Annotated in this window: 10 protein-coding genes, 1 other RNA gene and 2 pseudogenes; 10 read left to right on the top strand and 3 right to left on the bottom strand. The window is 65.5% G+C overall.

Going from position 1 to position 14,943, the window contains the following annotated elements; genetic code table 11:
* Positions 1-65: 65 nt before the first annotated feature.
* Positions 66-2,477, bottom strand: coding sequence for a TonB-dependent receptor domain-containing protein (locus AC1PLU_RS05910; RefSeq protein WP_481107968.1), 2,412 nt, complete (start codon positions 2,475-2,477; stop codon positions 66-68).
* Between the two features lie 735 nt (positions 2,478-3,212).
* Positions 3,213-4,465 (bottom strand): annotated as a pseudogene (locus AC1PLU_RS05915) (MFS transporter).
* Between the two features lie 456 nt (positions 4,466-4,921).
* Between AC1PLU_RS05915 and AC1PLU_RS05920 the strand changes: the two are divergent.
* Positions 4,922-5,224 carry an FmdB family zinc ribbon protein gene (locus tag AC1PLU_RS05920; RefSeq protein ID WP_006451727.1) on the top strand — a complete coding sequence of 101 codons (303 nt, stop codon included), beginning with the start codon at positions 4,922-4,924 and terminating at the stop codon, positions 5,222-5,224.
* A 170-nt stretch (positions 5,225-5,394) separates the two neighbouring features.
* Positions 5,395-5,931, top strand: coding sequence for a hypothetical protein (locus tag AC1PLU_RS05925; protein ID WP_481107969.1), 537 nt, complete (start codon positions 5,395-5,397; stop codon positions 5,929-5,931).
* A gap of 206 nt (positions 5,932-6,137) precedes the next feature.
* Here the strand turns inward: AC1PLU_RS05925 and AC1PLU_RS05930 are convergent, their stop codons facing one another.
* Positions 6,138-6,911: a DUF3011 domain-containing protein gene (locus AC1PLU_RS05930; RefSeq protein ID WP_481107970.1), complete on the bottom strand. Its 774-nt coding sequence runs from the start codon at positions 6,909-6,911 to the stop codon at positions 6,138-6,140.
* Between the two features lie 157 nt (positions 6,912-7,068).
* On the opposite strand from AC1PLU_RS05930, the gene aspS reads away from it, so the two are divergent.
* The 8 genes and pseudogenes from aspS (at position 7,069) to AC1PLU_RS05970 (ending at position 14,816) form a co-directional block, all read left to right on the top strand.
* Complete coding sequence (gene aspS / locus AC1PLU_RS05935) at positions 7,069-8,820, top strand: aspartate--tRNA ligase (RefSeq protein WP_255085815.1); 1,752 nt, start codon at positions 7,069-7,071, stop codon at positions 8,818-8,820.
* A gap of 465 nt (positions 8,821-9,285) precedes the next feature.
* Positions 9,286-9,813, top strand: coding sequence for a GNAT family N-acetyltransferase (locus AC1PLU_RS05940; protein ID WP_016904140.1), 528 nt, complete (start codon positions 9,286-9,288; stop codon positions 9,811-9,813).
* A 63-nt stretch (positions 9,814-9,876) separates the two neighbouring features.
* Positions 9,877-10,554, top strand: a pseudogene (locus tag AC1PLU_RS05945) (esterase/lipase family protein).
* Positions 10,555-10,641: 87 nt separating this feature from the next.
* The gene (locus tag AC1PLU_RS05950) at positions 10,642-11,370 is read left to right on the top strand and encodes a YebC/PmpR family DNA-binding transcriptional regulator (RefSeq protein WP_006451885.1); all 729 of its coding nucleotides are present in this window, start codon (positions 10,642-10,644) and stop codon (positions 11,368-11,370) included.
* A 112-nt stretch (positions 11,371-11,482) separates the two neighbouring features.
* Positions 11,483-12,007, top strand: coding sequence for a crossover junction endodeoxyribonuclease RuvC (gene ruvC / locus AC1PLU_RS05955; RefSeq protein ID WP_176338920.1), 525 nt, complete (start codon positions 11,483-11,485; stop codon positions 12,005-12,007).
* A gap of 118 nt (positions 12,008-12,125) precedes the next feature.
* Entirely contained in the window at positions 12,126-12,710 is a 585-nt protein-coding gene (gene ruvA / locus AC1PLU_RS05960; RefSeq protein WP_006450983.1) for a Holliday junction branch migration protein RuvA, read from the top strand.
* A 61-nt stretch (positions 12,711-12,771) separates the two neighbouring features.
* Positions 12,772-12,849, top strand: a non-coding RNA gene (locus AC1PLU_RS05965) — sX9 sRNA.
* Between the two features lie 59 nt (positions 12,850-12,908).
* Positions 12,909-14,816: a potassium transporter Kup gene (locus AC1PLU_RS05970; RefSeq protein ID WP_047127030.1), complete on the top strand. Its 1,908-nt coding sequence runs from the start codon at positions 12,909-12,911 to the stop codon at positions 14,814-14,816.
* The last annotated feature ends 127 nt before the right edge of the window (positions 14,817-14,943 follow it).

The following is a 14,943-nucleotide window of genomic DNA, read 5'->3' on the forward strand; positions in this document are numbered from 1 at the left end:
TAGCCGACCCGATCCCTGCACGTCGCAAAAACCATCACGCGCAGATCGGCAATACGCCGTCTACGCTAGAGATCCAGCGTCAACGTCAGCCCGACCGTGCGCGGTGCGCCGATAAACGCGCTGTCGCTGCCGTCCACACCTTCCAGATAACGCTTGTCGGTGAGGTTGCTGACATTGAGCGCCAGTTGCAGGCCCTGCAGCTGCGACGTCAGTTGCGACAGTTCCACGCCCAGATTGGCATCGAAGGTGGTCACGCCATCGAGTGCGGCGCGATTGGAGGCATCCAGATAGCGCTTGCCCAGATAGCGCCCGGACACACCGAAGCGCCATGCCTGTCCGCGCCAGTCGGCTGACAGGACCAAGGTGTTGCGCGGTTGGCCGATCACCTGCGCACCGGGCGTGATCTCCAGCGCAGCATCGCGCGCGGCATCGCCGCTGCCCAGGTAATCGGCCTTGTTATAGGTGTAGGCACCGTTGATGCGCCAGCCGTTGTCCCAGCCATAGCCCAGCGCTGCCTCCACACCGCGTGCATGCACGCCGCCGAAGTTTTCGTACACGCCATCGGTCTCGCCCAGGTAATCGATGCCGGTGACGAAGTTGGCCGGCACATACACGATGCGGTTATCGAAACGGATGTCGTACAGCGTCACGCTGCCGGTCAACGGCCAGCGGCTGATGCGCAGGCCAAGCTCGAAGTTGTCCGCGGTTTCCGGCTGCACGCGGCTCAGCGCGACCGGGTCGGTTTCGCCGAGCACACCGGACGGAATCGCGGCGAAATTCTGCGAGTAACCGGCAAACGCTTCCAACCCTTGAACCGGGGTGGTCCAGGTCAGGCCGGCCGACAGTAGCGGGTCGGAGTGCGAATCCGATTCAACATGCTGCGCATCGCCGATTCGGCGGTCGCGGGTCTGGTCGACGAAGAACTGCTTGACGCCCACCCGCCATGCAAATGCGCCATAGCGCATCACGTCTTCCACGTAATACATCTGCTCGTCGGTCTGGTATGCGTCCTTGAACTGCACCCAGTACGGCTGATGATCGAAGCTGATATTGGTGCCCACATTGAGCAGGCGATGCCAGTCGCGGGTGACGCTACGGTCGTAACGTTCCAGCCACGCACCGGCACGCACGGTGTTGTCGATGGCGCCCAGATCCGCGCGCCATTCCACATCCGCCATCGCGCCGGCACGGTGGTTGTCGTAGTGGCTGTGGCGATACGACTGCACCGGCACCGAGCCGGCCGGGTAGCAGGCCGGGTTGGATTCGGCCGGTACTGCATCGCTGCCCGCGCAACCGGCCAGCATCGTCGCGGCGGCGCCGCCCGGAGTGAGGTAATACAGCTTGCCCAGGTCGCTGCCGGCATACACGGTGTTGCCGCCACGCGCTTCCGATTCCGGCGCGCCGGCACCGTCGTTGGTGACGTCCACCAGGTACGGCGGAATCCAGTCGCCACGGCCTTGCATGCGGTGCGCGTAGCCGGTCAGCGTGGTCTTGAAGCCGTTGCCGCCATCGAAGGCGCCGCGCAGATAGCCAAACGTATTCTTGCGCAAGGCGCGTGAGCCGGAGCGGTAGTTCTGGTCCAGATACGGAATGCCGGTGAGCGTGCCGGTCAACAGATCGTGCTCGGGATCGCGTGCGAACTGCTCCGGCGTCACGCTGGTGTATTCGGATTCGTCGGCATCGTCGTACGACAGATAGCCGCTGAGCGTCCACTTGTTCAAGGTGCTGACGAATTTGCCGGCCAGGTGATCGCGGGTGGTGTGGCCGCTGCCATCGATCCAGTCGTCGTTGCGTGCGGACGAGCCGCTGACCCAGGCTCGCGTGTTGCCGCCGAGCACCCCGGTGTCGTAGCGCGCGTAATACTTGCGCCCCTGGTTGTCGCCGATGCCGCCGATCACGCGCACGCGCTGTGTTTCCAGCGGCTCGCCGGTGAGGTAATTCAAGGTGCCGCCCAGCGCCTCATTGGAGCGCGATGCAATGTCGGCGGTGCCCTGGCTGACTTCCACCGTTTCCAGATCCGGCATGTCGATGAAACGGTTGGCCTTGGAGCCGCCGCCATACGCCGAGCCGCCGTTGGGCACGCCGTCGATCGTGGTGCCGATCTGCTGCGTATCGCGATTGCTGACAAAGCCACGCATGCTGATCTGGGTACCCCAGTCCGACGAGCCGAACGCATCGGCTTCGGTCACCACCACGCCGGGCAGTTCGTTGAGCGCATCGTTGACGCTGCCGAGCACGAACTGGCGGTCCAGCATTTCCTTGCTGACGGTGGTCTTGGAATAGGTCATCGCCTGGCCCACCACCTGCACCTGATCCAGCGTGGACAACTGTTCGCCAGTGTTGTTCGGTTCGGCCGCGGCCGGGCCAGACGCTGCGCCATCCGGGACCTGCTGTGCGTAGGCGGGCAGGGTGAGCGGAACCAGCAGCAGCGCGAGCGTGGCCGGATGGCGCATGCGCGATGAAGACGTCGAATCCATTGCAATCCAACAAGCAGGGAGGGAGTCTGCAAAGACTCCCGCACTTGCGTTGCGTGATGATGACCGCGCTACAGGTGGGGCCGCGATCACGGGTAGATGGGTAAAACCTCACTGCCAGGACGACGACGATCTGGCGGTGTTTGGATATTCCAGGTCAGGTTGGTTTCAAAACACCCCGAATGTCGTGCGGCAGCGTGGTCTATTCACTCCAAGACGATAAATTTGGAATCGTTGCGCCTTTGTAGATGCAGTCAAGGGCTTAGATCAAAGGCATGGCTAGTCGAGTGCGCGGTGCCCTCACCGCTTGCGGGACACGCCGTGAATCCGTCCCTGGAGGCTCGGTGGCGGCATCCATGCCGCCACACGGTCCCGCAATCGGCGAGGACACCGCGCCAGAGAGTTAGTCGGTAGCTGGTTAAAAAGGCTGGCCTTCTCGCGAGTTGCCTTGGCTTGCCAATGCTGATCGCATAACTGCATGTGAACTAGCGAGCTAGAAGCACGCGATGCACTGCTTGCACCATGCACACCGACACTCTCGACTGGTCCTTGCCCGCTCACCGTCGCGGGACCTTACGCGGCATGGATGCCGCGTAAGAGCCTACATGGATGTACTTGCGGCGTGTCCCGCGATGGTGGGCGGGCAAGGGCCCTGCAGCGAAGTCGCGGACCAGCGGTTGACCTGCAGCCAAGCGGCAGATCCTCGGCTCTGCAATAGACCGACGCGACGTAGTTAATTTAACCACTTCTAGTGTGAGGCGCCGCTTCGGTCTGCTGCGTTTCCGGCATCAATTCCAGTGCCGATGGCGTCGTACGCAGCATCGGGCGGAAGGAGATCGGATGGGTGCGGCGGCGCGTGAAGCGCAGCAAGCGCGCCAGGGTGAAGCCGGCCAGTGCCAGCAGCATCACAGCGAAGTACACCGGCAGTGCTGCCGGGCCGAATTTCTGCATCGCGCCGCCGGCCAGGGCCGGGCCGATCGCCGCGCCCACGCCATGCACCAGCAACAAACTGCTGCAGCCGGAGAGCAGATCTTCGCGCGGCAGATAATCGAGCATGTGCGCCACCGCAAACGGATACAGCGAGAATGCCAGCCCGCCATACACGAAGAACAACACGAACAGCATGGTGGTCTGCGCCTGCACCATCGGCACCGCGGCGGCAATCGCAATGCCGGCCGCCAGCACACTGACCGTGACCAGCCCGATGCGCCGGTCATGGCCATCGCTGATGCGCCCGATCGGCCACTGCAATACCGCGCCGCCAATGATGGCGGTGAGCATGAACATCGCTACGCCATCGGCATCCAGCCCGATGCGGTTGGCGTACACCGGCAACAAGCCCCAGAACGCGCCCATTGCCAAGCCCGACAACCCCGCGCCAATGGTCGCCACCGGCGCCAATGCGTAGAGCGTTTTCAGGCGCAAACGCGAGACGTGCGGCACCTCGGGCGGAATCAATCGCGTGGTCATCACCGGCATGACCGCCGCGCAAATCAGGATCGCCGTCAGCGTGAACATCGCCGGCGCAGTTGCATCGCCGGCCGTGAGCAGGATCTGGTCCAGCGCCAACGCGGACAGATTGATCGCCATGTACACCGAAAACACCCGGCTGCGTCGGCGCGCATCCGGCTCGGCGTTGAGCCAGCTTTCGATCACCGTGTACAGGCCGACCAAGGCCGCGCCGGTGACCAATCGCAGCAATCCCCAGCCCCAGGCGTTCAACCAGATCGGATGCAGCAGCACCGCAATGGCGGCCAATGCCGCATAAAAAGCAAACGCACGGATATGCCCGATGCGGCGAATCAGTGGCGGCGCGAAGAAGGTGCCGAGAAAGAAGCCGGCAAAATACCCGGACATGATCAGGCCCAGCGCACGCGCATCGAAGCCGGCCTGACCACCGCGCACGGCAAGCAAGGTGCCGAGCAGCCCGCTGCCGGTCAGCAACAGGGCCACGCCCAGCAATCCAGCAATAAGGCGGTCAGTCGCAACATGGATGCGGCTCTTGTGGGGGAAAAGGCGCGTCGATCACGTGTTCGAGTGTAGCAGGCCGCTGTGTGGCGGCCTGATCGAAACGTGTGGTGCAGGCTGATTCAATTGGCTCCTCTACGACTCCCGACAGTCGCCGGTAGTCGTCAAGTCGGCGCAACGTGCCAGTTGTCTGCGCGCTGCAGGACAAACGCTGTATTCCGCGCAATCTCGCTGGCCTGACAACGACTCGTCTTGTTTGCTCGAGACTTCGGTATGCGCAGTTGGCGTTTGCATCTGCAGGCGGCAACCGCAGCCTTGAACGTGCGCGGTCAGCGTGCAGCTGTGACAAAGCGACGATTGATCGATGCCTGTCGCCCGCAACCAGCTCCCGCGTGCCCGCCGCGCAGACGGTTGCTGCACCTGCTTGCCCGCATACGACTAGAATCTGCGCCCCTGCATCATCATCAGCTGATCCTGCCATGCCCATCTACGGTTTCCAGTGCACCACCTGCGGTCACGCTTTCGACCGCCTGCAGAAGATGGCCGATCCCGATCCGCAGACCTGCCCGGCCTGCGCGGCGGCCACGATCAAGCGCCAGATCACCGCGCCCTCGTTCCGCCTGTCCGGTAGCGGCTGGTACGAAACCGACTTCAAGTCGGCAGGCGAGAAGAAGAAAAACCTCACCGAGAGCAGCAGCGGTGGCGAAGCCAAGCCGGCCGCAGCCGCCGAGAGCAAACCCGCCGCCAAGCCTGCGTCCAAGCCAGCATCCGATCCGGCATGATCCACGGCCGCACGCGCAAGCCGGAGAGCGGCCCGACGCTGAGAACAGCGCTCGCTCACCGCGTTTCGTTGGCCACTCCGGGGTTGGCCGTGCTGATGCTGGTCGCCGCCGTGACCGGATGCGCCACTTCTTCCAGGTCCAAGTCCACGTCTGCGACGTCGCCCACACCGATGAGCGCCGTACCCGCCGAGCGCTTCCTTGCTGCGCTCGCCACGCACTGCGGACAAGCCTTCGCCGGCCGCGTCCTCGTCGATACCCCGGTCTCCGCAACGCCAAGCGCGTTCGCCGGCAAGCCACTGGTGATGCATGTGCGCGGCTGCGACGACCCTGCGCATGAGTTGCGCGTGCCGTTCCATGTGGGCGACGACCACTCGCGCACCTGGGTACTGACGCGCACCGGCACCGGCCTGCGCCTCAAGCACGATCATCGCCATGCCGACGGCAGCGCGCACGCACTGACCCAATACGGCGGCGCTACCATCGATGCAGGCAGCGCGAACCGGCAGGAATTCCCGGTCGATGCCGAATCCATCGCGCTATTCAAACGCCTTGGCTCGACCGCTTCGCTGAGTAATACCTGGGCGATGGAAATCCAGCCCGGCCGCAGCGTCGTCTACGAATTGAGTCGTCCAGGCGGGCGGCTGTTCCGGGTCGAATTCGATCTCACCCAGCCGGCCGCATTACCACCCGCGCCTTGGGGAGGTTGAACCGGTCGATTGGCCGGGCAGTCGGCATCGTTCGAGTTTCAGAGCCCGCGTCTCCGGCCGAAAACCTGATCAGACAGAGTCGCAGTAGCGCAAGCTTCCGCCGGGAACGCGTGTTATCCGCCAATGCGATCGATGACAGGTTGAATGCGCAGGCCGATCCCGCTCCAGGACTGGCCCGCGCACGCATTGCTTCAACGCGCAGTCTCTCAACGCGCCTCGAACCGCGCCCGGCAACCGTCATTCACCCACACCGTCGCGCGGCGCTCGTCGTAGCCCCAGCTGCGGCCCTCTTCGCAGCGGGTGTCGGACAACTGGCGGGTCAGCACCGGGCGGCCGTTGCGGCCATCCCAGGCGCAGGTGCGCAGGCGGCGGTCGTCGCTGGCGCAGCTGATGGCGTAATCGTTACGCGGGCGGTCGTCGCGGCCGCCGTAGCCGCCATCGCCACGGTCCCAACCGCCGCCGCGCGCTTGCGCAAACTCGCCCCGGCAGCCGTCGTCCACCCAGATCCGACCCCCGTCCTGGCGCCAGTTGCGGCCTTCCACGCAGGGCGTGTTGGAGAGCTGGCGCACCAGCATGGCGCGGCGCCAACCGGTATCGCAGATCTTCTGGCGCTGGTCGTTGCTCTCGCAGCGCACCGTGCCGGCCACCCCGCCAGCGCCGCCGCCGTTGTTGCCGCCCCAGCCGCCGCTCCCGTTGCGGCCATCCACAAAGCGCGCGCGGCAGCCGTTGTCCACCCACACGCGGCCGCGGTCGCTGCCCCAGTTGCGGCCTTCGATGCAGCGCGTGCCGGAGATGTTCTCGACCAGCACCGCGCGGCCGCGGAACGGCGTGTCGCACTCGCGGCGGCGGTTGTCGTTGCTGGAGCAGGTGATGCTGGGGCCGTTCCAGCCACGGTCCTGCGCGGCGGCAGGGGCGCTGGCGAGCAGGCCGGTCAGGGAGATCAGGCCGAAGCCGGAGAGCAGCAGGGCAGTGCGCAGCATCGTGTCGTCCTTGGTGCGGGAGGGGCGTTGCGCCTATTCAGCCGGGCGGCGACTTAAGCGACCATGAGCGCCCGCGCATTTGCTCCTGTCGCCCGCCGGCCCCAGAATATCCGGCTCTCCGGCGCTGTCCTGCGTCGGGTTTTCAGCGGAGCTTTCGATGCGTACCCACTTCTGCGGCCTGGTCGACGAGACCATGATCGGCCAAACCGTCACTCTCGCCGGCTGGACCGACGTGGCCCGCAACCTGGGCGGCGTGTGCTTCATCGACCTGCGCGACCACGAAGGCATCGTGCAGGTGACGGTGGAACCGGAGAACGCCGAGGTGTTCCCGGTCGCCGCCAGCCTCGGCTACGAAGACGTGCTGCAGGTCGAAGGCGTGGTGCGTGCGCGACATGCGGTCAACGACAAGCTGCGCAGCGGCAAGGTCGAAGTGATCGCCACCCGCATCACCATCCTCAACAAGGCTGCGCCGCTGCCGTTCCACGCGCACGAAAATCCGGGCGAAGAAACCCGCCTGAAATACCGCTATCTGGACCTGCGCCGTCCGGAAATGCAGCGCATGCAGCGCACCCGCATCAAGCTGGTGCAGGCGCTGCGCCGGCATCTGGATGCGCGCGATTTCCAGGATATCGAAACCCCGATCCTGACCAAGGCCACTCCGGAAGGCGCACGCGACTTCCTGGTGCCGGCGCGCATGCATCCGGGCGAGTTCTACGCCTTGCCGCAGAGCCCGCAGCTGTTCAAGCAGATCCTGATGGTGGCCGGCTTCGACCGTTACTACCAGATCGCGCGCTGCTTCCGCGACGAAGCGCTGCGCGCCGACCGCCAGCTGGAATTCACCCAGCTCGACATGGAATTCGCCTTCGTGCGCGAGCGCGACGTGCAGGATTTTGTCGAAGACATGATCCGCGCCATCTTCAAGGAAGTGGTGGACGTCGAGTTGGCCGCGCAGTTCCCGCGCATGACCTGGGCCGAGGCGATGCGTCGCTACGGCTCGGACAAGCCGGACCTGCGCATCGCGCTGGAATTGGTCGATGTGGCCGAGCTGGTCAAGTCCAGTGAATTCCCGGTGTTCACCGCCGCCGCCAACGATGCCGACGGCCGCGTGGCCGCGCTGCGTATCCCCGGCGGTGCCGCGCTGTCGCGCAAGCAGATCGACGAATACGCCGCGCACGCCGCCAAGTACGGCGCCAAGGGCCTGGCCTACATCAAGCTGTCGGAAACCGGCGAAGTCAGCTCGCCGATCGCCAAGTTCTTCAGCGAAGAGGCCTTCGCCGCGCTGCTCGCGCACGTCGGTGCCGGCAACGGCGACATCGTGTTCTTCGGTGCCGGCGGCTACAACACCGTGTCCGATTTCATGGGTGCATTGCGTCTGAAGGCCGGCAAGGATTTCAAGCTGGTCGCCGACACCTGGGCGCCGCTGTGGGTCACCGACTTCCCGATGTTCGAATGGGACGAGGAGGCGCAGCGCTATGTGGCCCTGCATCACCCCTTCACCGCGCCGGCGGTGGACGATATCGCCGACCTGCGCGCCAATGCCCGCACGGCCGTGTCGCGCGGTTACGACATGGTGCTCAACGGCAATGAAATCGGCGGCGGCTCGATCCGTATCCACCGCCCGGACATGCAGAGCGCGGTGTTCGAGTTGCTCGGCATCGGCGCCGAGGAAGCGCGTGCCAAGTTCGGCTTCCTGCTGGATGCGCTGAACTACGGCGCACCGCCGCACGGCGGCATCGCCTTCGGCATCGACCGCATCGCTGCATTGATGGCCGGCACCGAATCGATCCGCGACGTGATCCCGTTCCCCAAGACCACTGGCGCGCAGGATCTGATGACCGACGCCCCGTCGCCGATCCCGGCCGAGCAACTGGCCGAAGTGCACGTGCAGGTGCGTCCGAAGCAGGTCTGACCTGCGCTAGCAGATGGCCATGCCGCGTGCGTGGTCATCTGTACAAGGCGCCCAGCGCAGCCAGCGCTGCGCGCTTTGGTGGAACCGTCAGCGCCAGGGCTGGGTGTTGCGCACGGGGCACCGCCGTCCAACCGCCGCCTATCACCGGCGGCAGTGTGTCCTGCAGGTCCGTCCCAAGCGCGCCTGAGCTCCGCAAGTAGATAGCCATCCCTCGCAGTGCTTATCTTTCCTGCGCGGTGCCATGCGGAGCCGGTCGTGCGCGCTTGGTTGAACCCGTCAGCGCCCATGCCGAATCCTGCACACGCGGAATCCACGCATCGCAGATGCTTTCCCGATTCCCGATTCCCGATTCCCCAATCCCCAATCCCCAATCCCCAATCCCCAATCCCCAATCCCCAATCCCGCTTGCGGTAGCGCATCTGCATGCGAGAAGCTGCCATGTCCACCTGGCACGAGAGGCCCCGCATGACCCGCATCCGCCGCGCCACACCGGACGATGCCGAAGCGTTATCGCTGCTGGCCGCACAGACCTTTACCGAAACCTTCGGGCATCTGTATCCGGAAGAAGACCTGCGCGGTTTTCTCGAAGAGACCTACGCGGTCGAGCGCGCGCGCATCGTGCTGGCGCATCCGGACTATGCGATCTGGCTGCTGGAGATGGACAACCTGCTGGTCGGCCATGCCGCCGCCGGCCCGTGCGGGCTGCCGCATGAAGACGTACGCCCGGGCGATGGGGAGCTCAAGCGGCTGTATCTGTTGAAGGACTACCAGAACAGCGGCTGGGGCAGCCGCCTGTTCGAAACCACGCTGGAATGGCTGGAACGCAACGGCCCACGCACGCTGTGGATCGGCGTGTGGTCGGAAAATTTCGGCGCGCAACGCTTCTACGCCCGCTACGGATTCGAAAAAGTCGGCGAGTACGACTTCCCGGTCGGCAAGATTGTCGATCGCGAGCACATCCTGCGCCGCAAGCCGATCGTCGCGGCCGACTGAGTGCATGCAGGCGCCGTCCGCAGCAGCCCGGCGATCGCGCGCCACGTTCTGGAAACCGCGCTGATGCCCAGCAGCTCCTCCGCATTTCCAGCTGCATCCAGACGCACCGCCCGCACTGCACCGACCACCGCAACCGCCGACGTACTGCTGGTGCACGGCATCTGGAATACCGCGCACTGGCTGCTGCCGCTCGCGCGCCGACTGCGTGCAGAGGGTCTGGCGCCGGCGCTGTTCGGCTACGCCAGCGTGCTTGGCGGTCCCGCACAGGCGGTGCCGCGGCTGATCGAACGCCTGCAGACGACCGGCGCGTAACTACTGGTTTGTCACAGCCTGGGCGGGCTGATGGCGTTGCAGGCTCTGCGCGCCGCGCCCGAGCTGCCGGTGCGCCGCGTGGTCTGCCTGGGCTCGCCGTTGTGCGGCAGCGCCGCCGCGCGCGGCCTGGCCCAACGTGGCGGGCTGTGGGCGTTGGGGCGGAGTGCGGGCTTGCTGCAGCAGGGGTTTGTGCAATGGGAGGGCGAGGCCGAGATTGGTCAGGTCGCCGGCAATGTCGCGCGCGGGGTCGGGCGCTGGCTGGCGCCGCTGGACGGCGGCTCGGACGGCACCGTGGCGCTGGCCGAAACCCGCCTGCCCGGGCTGCGCGACCATTGCGTGGTGCCGGCCAGCCATAGCGGTCTGTTGCGCTCACCCGAGGCCGCGCAGCAGGCGCTGAGCTTCCTGCGGACCGGCCGATTTCGCCACTGAGTTCGCCACTGAACGCTGCCGCCCCGGTGCGGGCGAGCAATCAGGTAAAATCCGCGCCCTGTCATCCAAGCCAGTCTGGAACCACCCATGGGTAGAGGCCCCTCGATCGAAGGCCGCAAGAACGCCTCCGACGCCAAACGCGGCAAGATGTTCACCAAGATCATTCGCGAGATCAGCGTGGCTGCACGCGGCGGTGGCGGTGATCCGGCAAACAATCCGCGCCTGCGCGTGGCGGTGGACAAGGGCTTGTCGTCGAACATGTCCAAGGACGTGATTGAACGCGCCATCAAAAAAGCCACCGGCGAGCTGGAAGGTGTGGAATACGAAGAAGTGCGCTACGAGGGCTATGCCCCCGGCGGCGTTGCAGTGATCGTGGACTGCCTCACCGATAACCGCGTGCGCGCGGTGGCCGATGTGCGCCATGCCTTCAGCAAATGCGGCGGCAACATGGGCACCGACGGCTCGGTGGCCTTCATGTTCAAGCGCCTGGGCGTGCTCAGCTTTGCTGCCGGCACCGACGAAGACACCCTCACCGACGCGGCGATCGAAGCCGGCGCCGACGACGTGGTGGTGTACCCGGAAGACGGCGCCATCGACGTGCTGACCGCCCCGGACGCCTTTGCCCAGGTCAAGCAGGCACTCGCCGCCGCCGGCCTGGAGCCGGTGCATGCGGAAATCACCTTCCGCGCCGAAAACGACATCGCCGTCGACGGCGACACCGCCCTGCAGGTCCGCAAGCTGCTCGACATGCTCGAAGACCTGGACGACGTGCAGGACGTGTATTCGAACGTCGATCAAGCGGCGCTCGGCGCCTGATGATGGCCGGGATGGCGGGATTCGTGATTCGGGATTTGCAACAGCAACGCGATCGCCGCACTGCAGGTGCATCCCCAATCCCAAATCCCAAATCTCCACTCCCGGCCCCTCGATGACCCGCATCCTGGGCATCGACCCCGGCTCCCAGCGCACTGGGGTTGGCGTCATCGACATCGACGAGAGCGGTCGCAGCCGGCATGTCTATCACGCGCCACTGGTACTGCTGGGCGAGGGCGACTTTGCGCAGCGGCTCAAGCGCCTGCTGCACGGGCTGGGCGAGGTGATCGACACCTACCAGCCGCAGGAAGTGGCGATCGAGAAGGTCTTCATGGGCAAGAGTGCCGACTCGGCGCTCAAGCTCGGCCACGCGCGCGGCGCGGCGATCTGCGCGGTGGTGCTACGCGACCTGCCGGTACACGAGTACGCTGCCACCGAGATCAAGCTGGCGCTGGTCGGCAAGGGCGGGGCGGACAAGGTGCAGGTCCAGCACATGGTCGGCATCATGCTCAACCTGAAAGGCAAGCTGCAGCCCGACGCCGCCGACGCACTGGCAGTTGCCATCACCCACGCCCACGTGCGCGCTACCGCGCAGCGCCTGGGCGTCAATACCCAACAGGCCTGGAGCCGCAAGAAATGAGAATCGGGAATCGGGAATCGGGAATCGGGAATTGCAAACGCAGGGTCCAGAGCAGCACGCGCTCTTGCGATTCCCCATTCCCGACTCCCGATTCCCGGCACCGCCAAGGCGGTGCCCAATGATCGGCCGCCTGCGCGGGATCCTGGCCTACAAGCAGCCGCCATGGCTGGTGATCGATGTCGGTGGGGTGGGCTACGAGCTGGAGGCGCCGATGAGCACCTTCTACGACCTGCCCGATGTCGGCCGCGACGTGATTCTGTTCACCCACTACGCGCAGAAGGAAGACAGCGTTTCGCTTTACGGCTTCTTGCGCGAAGGCGAGCGGCGGCTGTTCCGCGACGTGCAGAAGGTCACCGGCATCGGCGCCAAGATCGCGCTGGCGGTGTTGTCCGGGGTCACCGTGGACGAATTCGCCCGCCTGATCACCAGCGGCGACATCACCGCGCTGACCCGCATCCCCGGCATCGGCAAGAAGACCGCCGAGCGCATGGTGGTGGAGCTGCGCGACCGCGCCGCCGATTTCAGCAGTGGCGCGCCGATCACCGGCCAGCTCGGCCCGGATGCGGTGTCCGAAGCCACGGTGGCGTTGCAGCAACTGGGTTACAAGCCGGCCGAGGCCGCACGCATGGCACGCGAGGCCGGGGCAGAAGGCGACGAAGTCGCCACGGTCATCCGCAAGGCCCTCCAGGCCGCACTGCGTTAAGGGCGACTAGCAAAACGACTGCGCGGTCGCCAGGCGGGCGCGGCCGGTGCTCGGAATCGGCATGTACCACTCGTACACTGCGGCTCCTGCGCGCCGCCCGCACCCAGCTGCCCCCCCCCCGCTCGCTACGTTTTTAGTTACTCAACGCCGCGCCGTCTTCCTCTCCTTCACGCCACTTGGCGATACCCTGCCCACTTCATGTCACAGACCCCCACTTCCGCAGCTGGCCACGGCCATGCGCCTGCCAATAGCCATATGGCCTTGGTCATCGGCGCCATCGGCGTCGTCTTCGGCGACATCGGCACCAGTCCGCTGTACACCCTCAAGGAGGCGTTCTCGCCGCATTACGGGCTGACCAGCGATCACGACACCGTGCTGGGCGTGCTGTCGCTGGCGTTCTGGGCGCTGATGGTCACGGTGACGCTCAAGTACGTCACCATCATCATGCGCGCCGACAACGAGGGCGAGGGCGGCATCATGGCGCTGATGGCGCTGACCCAGCGCACCATGCGCAACGGGTCGCGCTCGGCGTATGTGGTCGGCATCCTGGGCATCTTCGGCGCCTCGCTGTTCTTCGGCGATGGCGTGATCACCCCGGCCATCTCGGTGATGGGCGCGGTGGAGGGCCTGGAAATCGCTGCGCCCAGCCTGCATCCCTTCATCGTGCCGATCACCGTGGTGGTGCTGCTGGTGGTGTTCATGGTGCAGCGTTTCGGTACCGAAAAGGTCGGCAAGGTGTTCGGTCCGATCACCTGCCTGTGGTTTCTGTCGCTGGGGGCGATCGGTATCTGGAACATCGTCGATGCGCCGGAAGTGATGAAGGCCTTCAACCCGTGGTGGGCGATCCGCTTCTTCATGCAGCACGGCTGGCACGGTGTCTTCATTCTCGGTGCGGTGGTGCTGGCAGTGACCGGCGGCGAAGCCTTGTACGCGGACATGGGCCATTTCGGCGCCAAGCCGATCCGCCACGGCTGGTATTTCTTCGTACTGCCGATGCTGCTGCTCAATTACCTGGGGCAGGGCGCGCTGGTGCTCAACCACCCGTCCGCGCTGAAGAACCCGTTCTTCGAAGCGGTGCCGAGCTGGGCGCTGTATCCGATGATCATCCTGGCCACGCTGGCGGCGGTGATCGCCTCGCAGGCGGTGATCACCGGTGCGTATTCGGTGGCGCGTCAGGCGATGCAGCTGGGCTACATCCCGCGCATGCTGATCAAGCACACCTCGCGCACCACCATCGGTCAGATCTACGTGCCCGGCATCAACTGGCTGTTGATGGTGATGGTGATCGCGCTGGTGCTGATCTTCCGCAGCTCCACCAATCTGGCCGTGGCCTACGGCATCTCGGTGTCGATGACGATGCTGATCGACACCTTGCTGCTGGCGCTGGTGGCGCGCTCGCTGTGGCCGCGCTGGCGCAACTGGGTGCTGCCGCTGTGCGTGGTGTTCTTCATCATCGAACTGGCCTTTGTCATCGCCAACGGCGCCAAGCTGCTGCAGGGCGCCTGGTTCCCGCTGGCGCTGGGCATCGTGGTGTTCACCCTGATGCGCACCTGGCGCCGCGGCCGCGCGCTGCTGCGCGAGGAAATCCGCAAGGACGGCATCCGCATCGACAGCTTCCTGCCGGGCCTGATGCTGGCGCCGCCGGCGCGCGTGCCGGGCATGGCGGTGTTCCTCACCGCCGACCCGATGGTCGTGCCGCATGCGCTGATGCACAACCTCAAGCACAACAAGGTGCTGCACGAGCGCAACATCTTCCTCAACGTCGATACCTTGCCTATCCCGTATGCGCCGGCCGACAAGCGCCTGCAGATCGAATCGATCGGCGACGAGTTCTATCGCGTCTACGTGCGCTTCGGCTTCATGGAAACCCCCGACGTGCCGCTGGCATTGATGCGTTCCTGCGACCAGGGCGGCATCCATTTCGACCCGATGGACACCACCTTCTTCGCCAGCCGCGAGACCATCGTGGCCAGCGCCAACCGCGGCATGCCGATCTGGCGCGACAAGTTGTTTGCGCTGATGCATCGCAACGCCGCGCCGGCGACAGGGTTCTTCCGCATCCCCGGCAACCGCCTGGTGGAGCTGGGCGCGCAGGTGGAGATCTGAGCCGCCTGCGGTGGCCGGGATTCGGGACTGGAGAGTCTGGACTAGCAAGAGCGTAGCGCCGGAGGCGCCTCGCAGCCCATACTAGTGGGCTGCAAATCCCGAATAACGAATCCCCAATCCCGGCTCT

Source organism: Xanthomonas sp. NCPPB 2933 (assembly GCF_056725225.1).

Bases quoted from the DNA above. Each gene is read 5' to 3' on its own strand.
- AC1PLU_RS05930 (WP_481107970.1), bottom strand. From the start codon at position 6,911: ATGCTGCGCACTGCCCTGCTGCTCTCCGGCTTCGGCCTGATCTCCCTG.
- ruvC (WP_176338920.1), top strand. From the start codon at position 11,483: ATGACCCGCATCCTGGGCATCGACCCCGGCTCCCAGCGCACTGGGGTT.
- ruvA (WP_006450983.1), top strand. From the start codon at position 12,126: ATGATCGGCCGCCTGCGCGGGATCCTGGCCTACAAGCAGCCGCCATGG.
- AC1PLU_RS05910 (WP_481107968.1), bottom strand. From the start codon at position 2,477: ATGGATTCGACGTCTTCATCGCGCATGCGCCATCCGGCCACGCTCGCG.
- AC1PLU_RS05940 (WP_016904140.1), top strand. From the start codon at position 9,286: ATGACCCGCATCCGCCGCGCCACACCGGACGATGCCGAAGCGTTATCG.
- AC1PLU_RS05950 (WP_006451885.1), top strand. From the start codon at position 10,642: ATGGGTAGAGGCCCCTCGATCGAAGGCCGCAAGAACGCCTCCGACGCC.
- aspS (WP_255085815.1), top strand. From the start codon at position 7,069: ATGCGTACCCACTTCTGCGGCCTGGTCGACGAGACCATGATCGGCCAA.
- AC1PLU_RS05920 (WP_006451727.1), top strand. From the start codon at position 4,922: ATGCCCATCTACGGTTTCCAGTGCACCACCTGCGGTCACGCTTTCGAC.
- AC1PLU_RS05925 (WP_481107969.1), top strand. From the start codon at position 5,395: ATGAGCGCCGTACCCGCCGAGCGCTTCCTTGCTGCGCTCGCCACGCAC.
- AC1PLU_RS05970 (WP_047127030.1), top strand. From the start codon at position 12,909: ATGTCACAGACCCCCACTTCCGCAGCTGGCCACGGCCATGCGCCTGCC.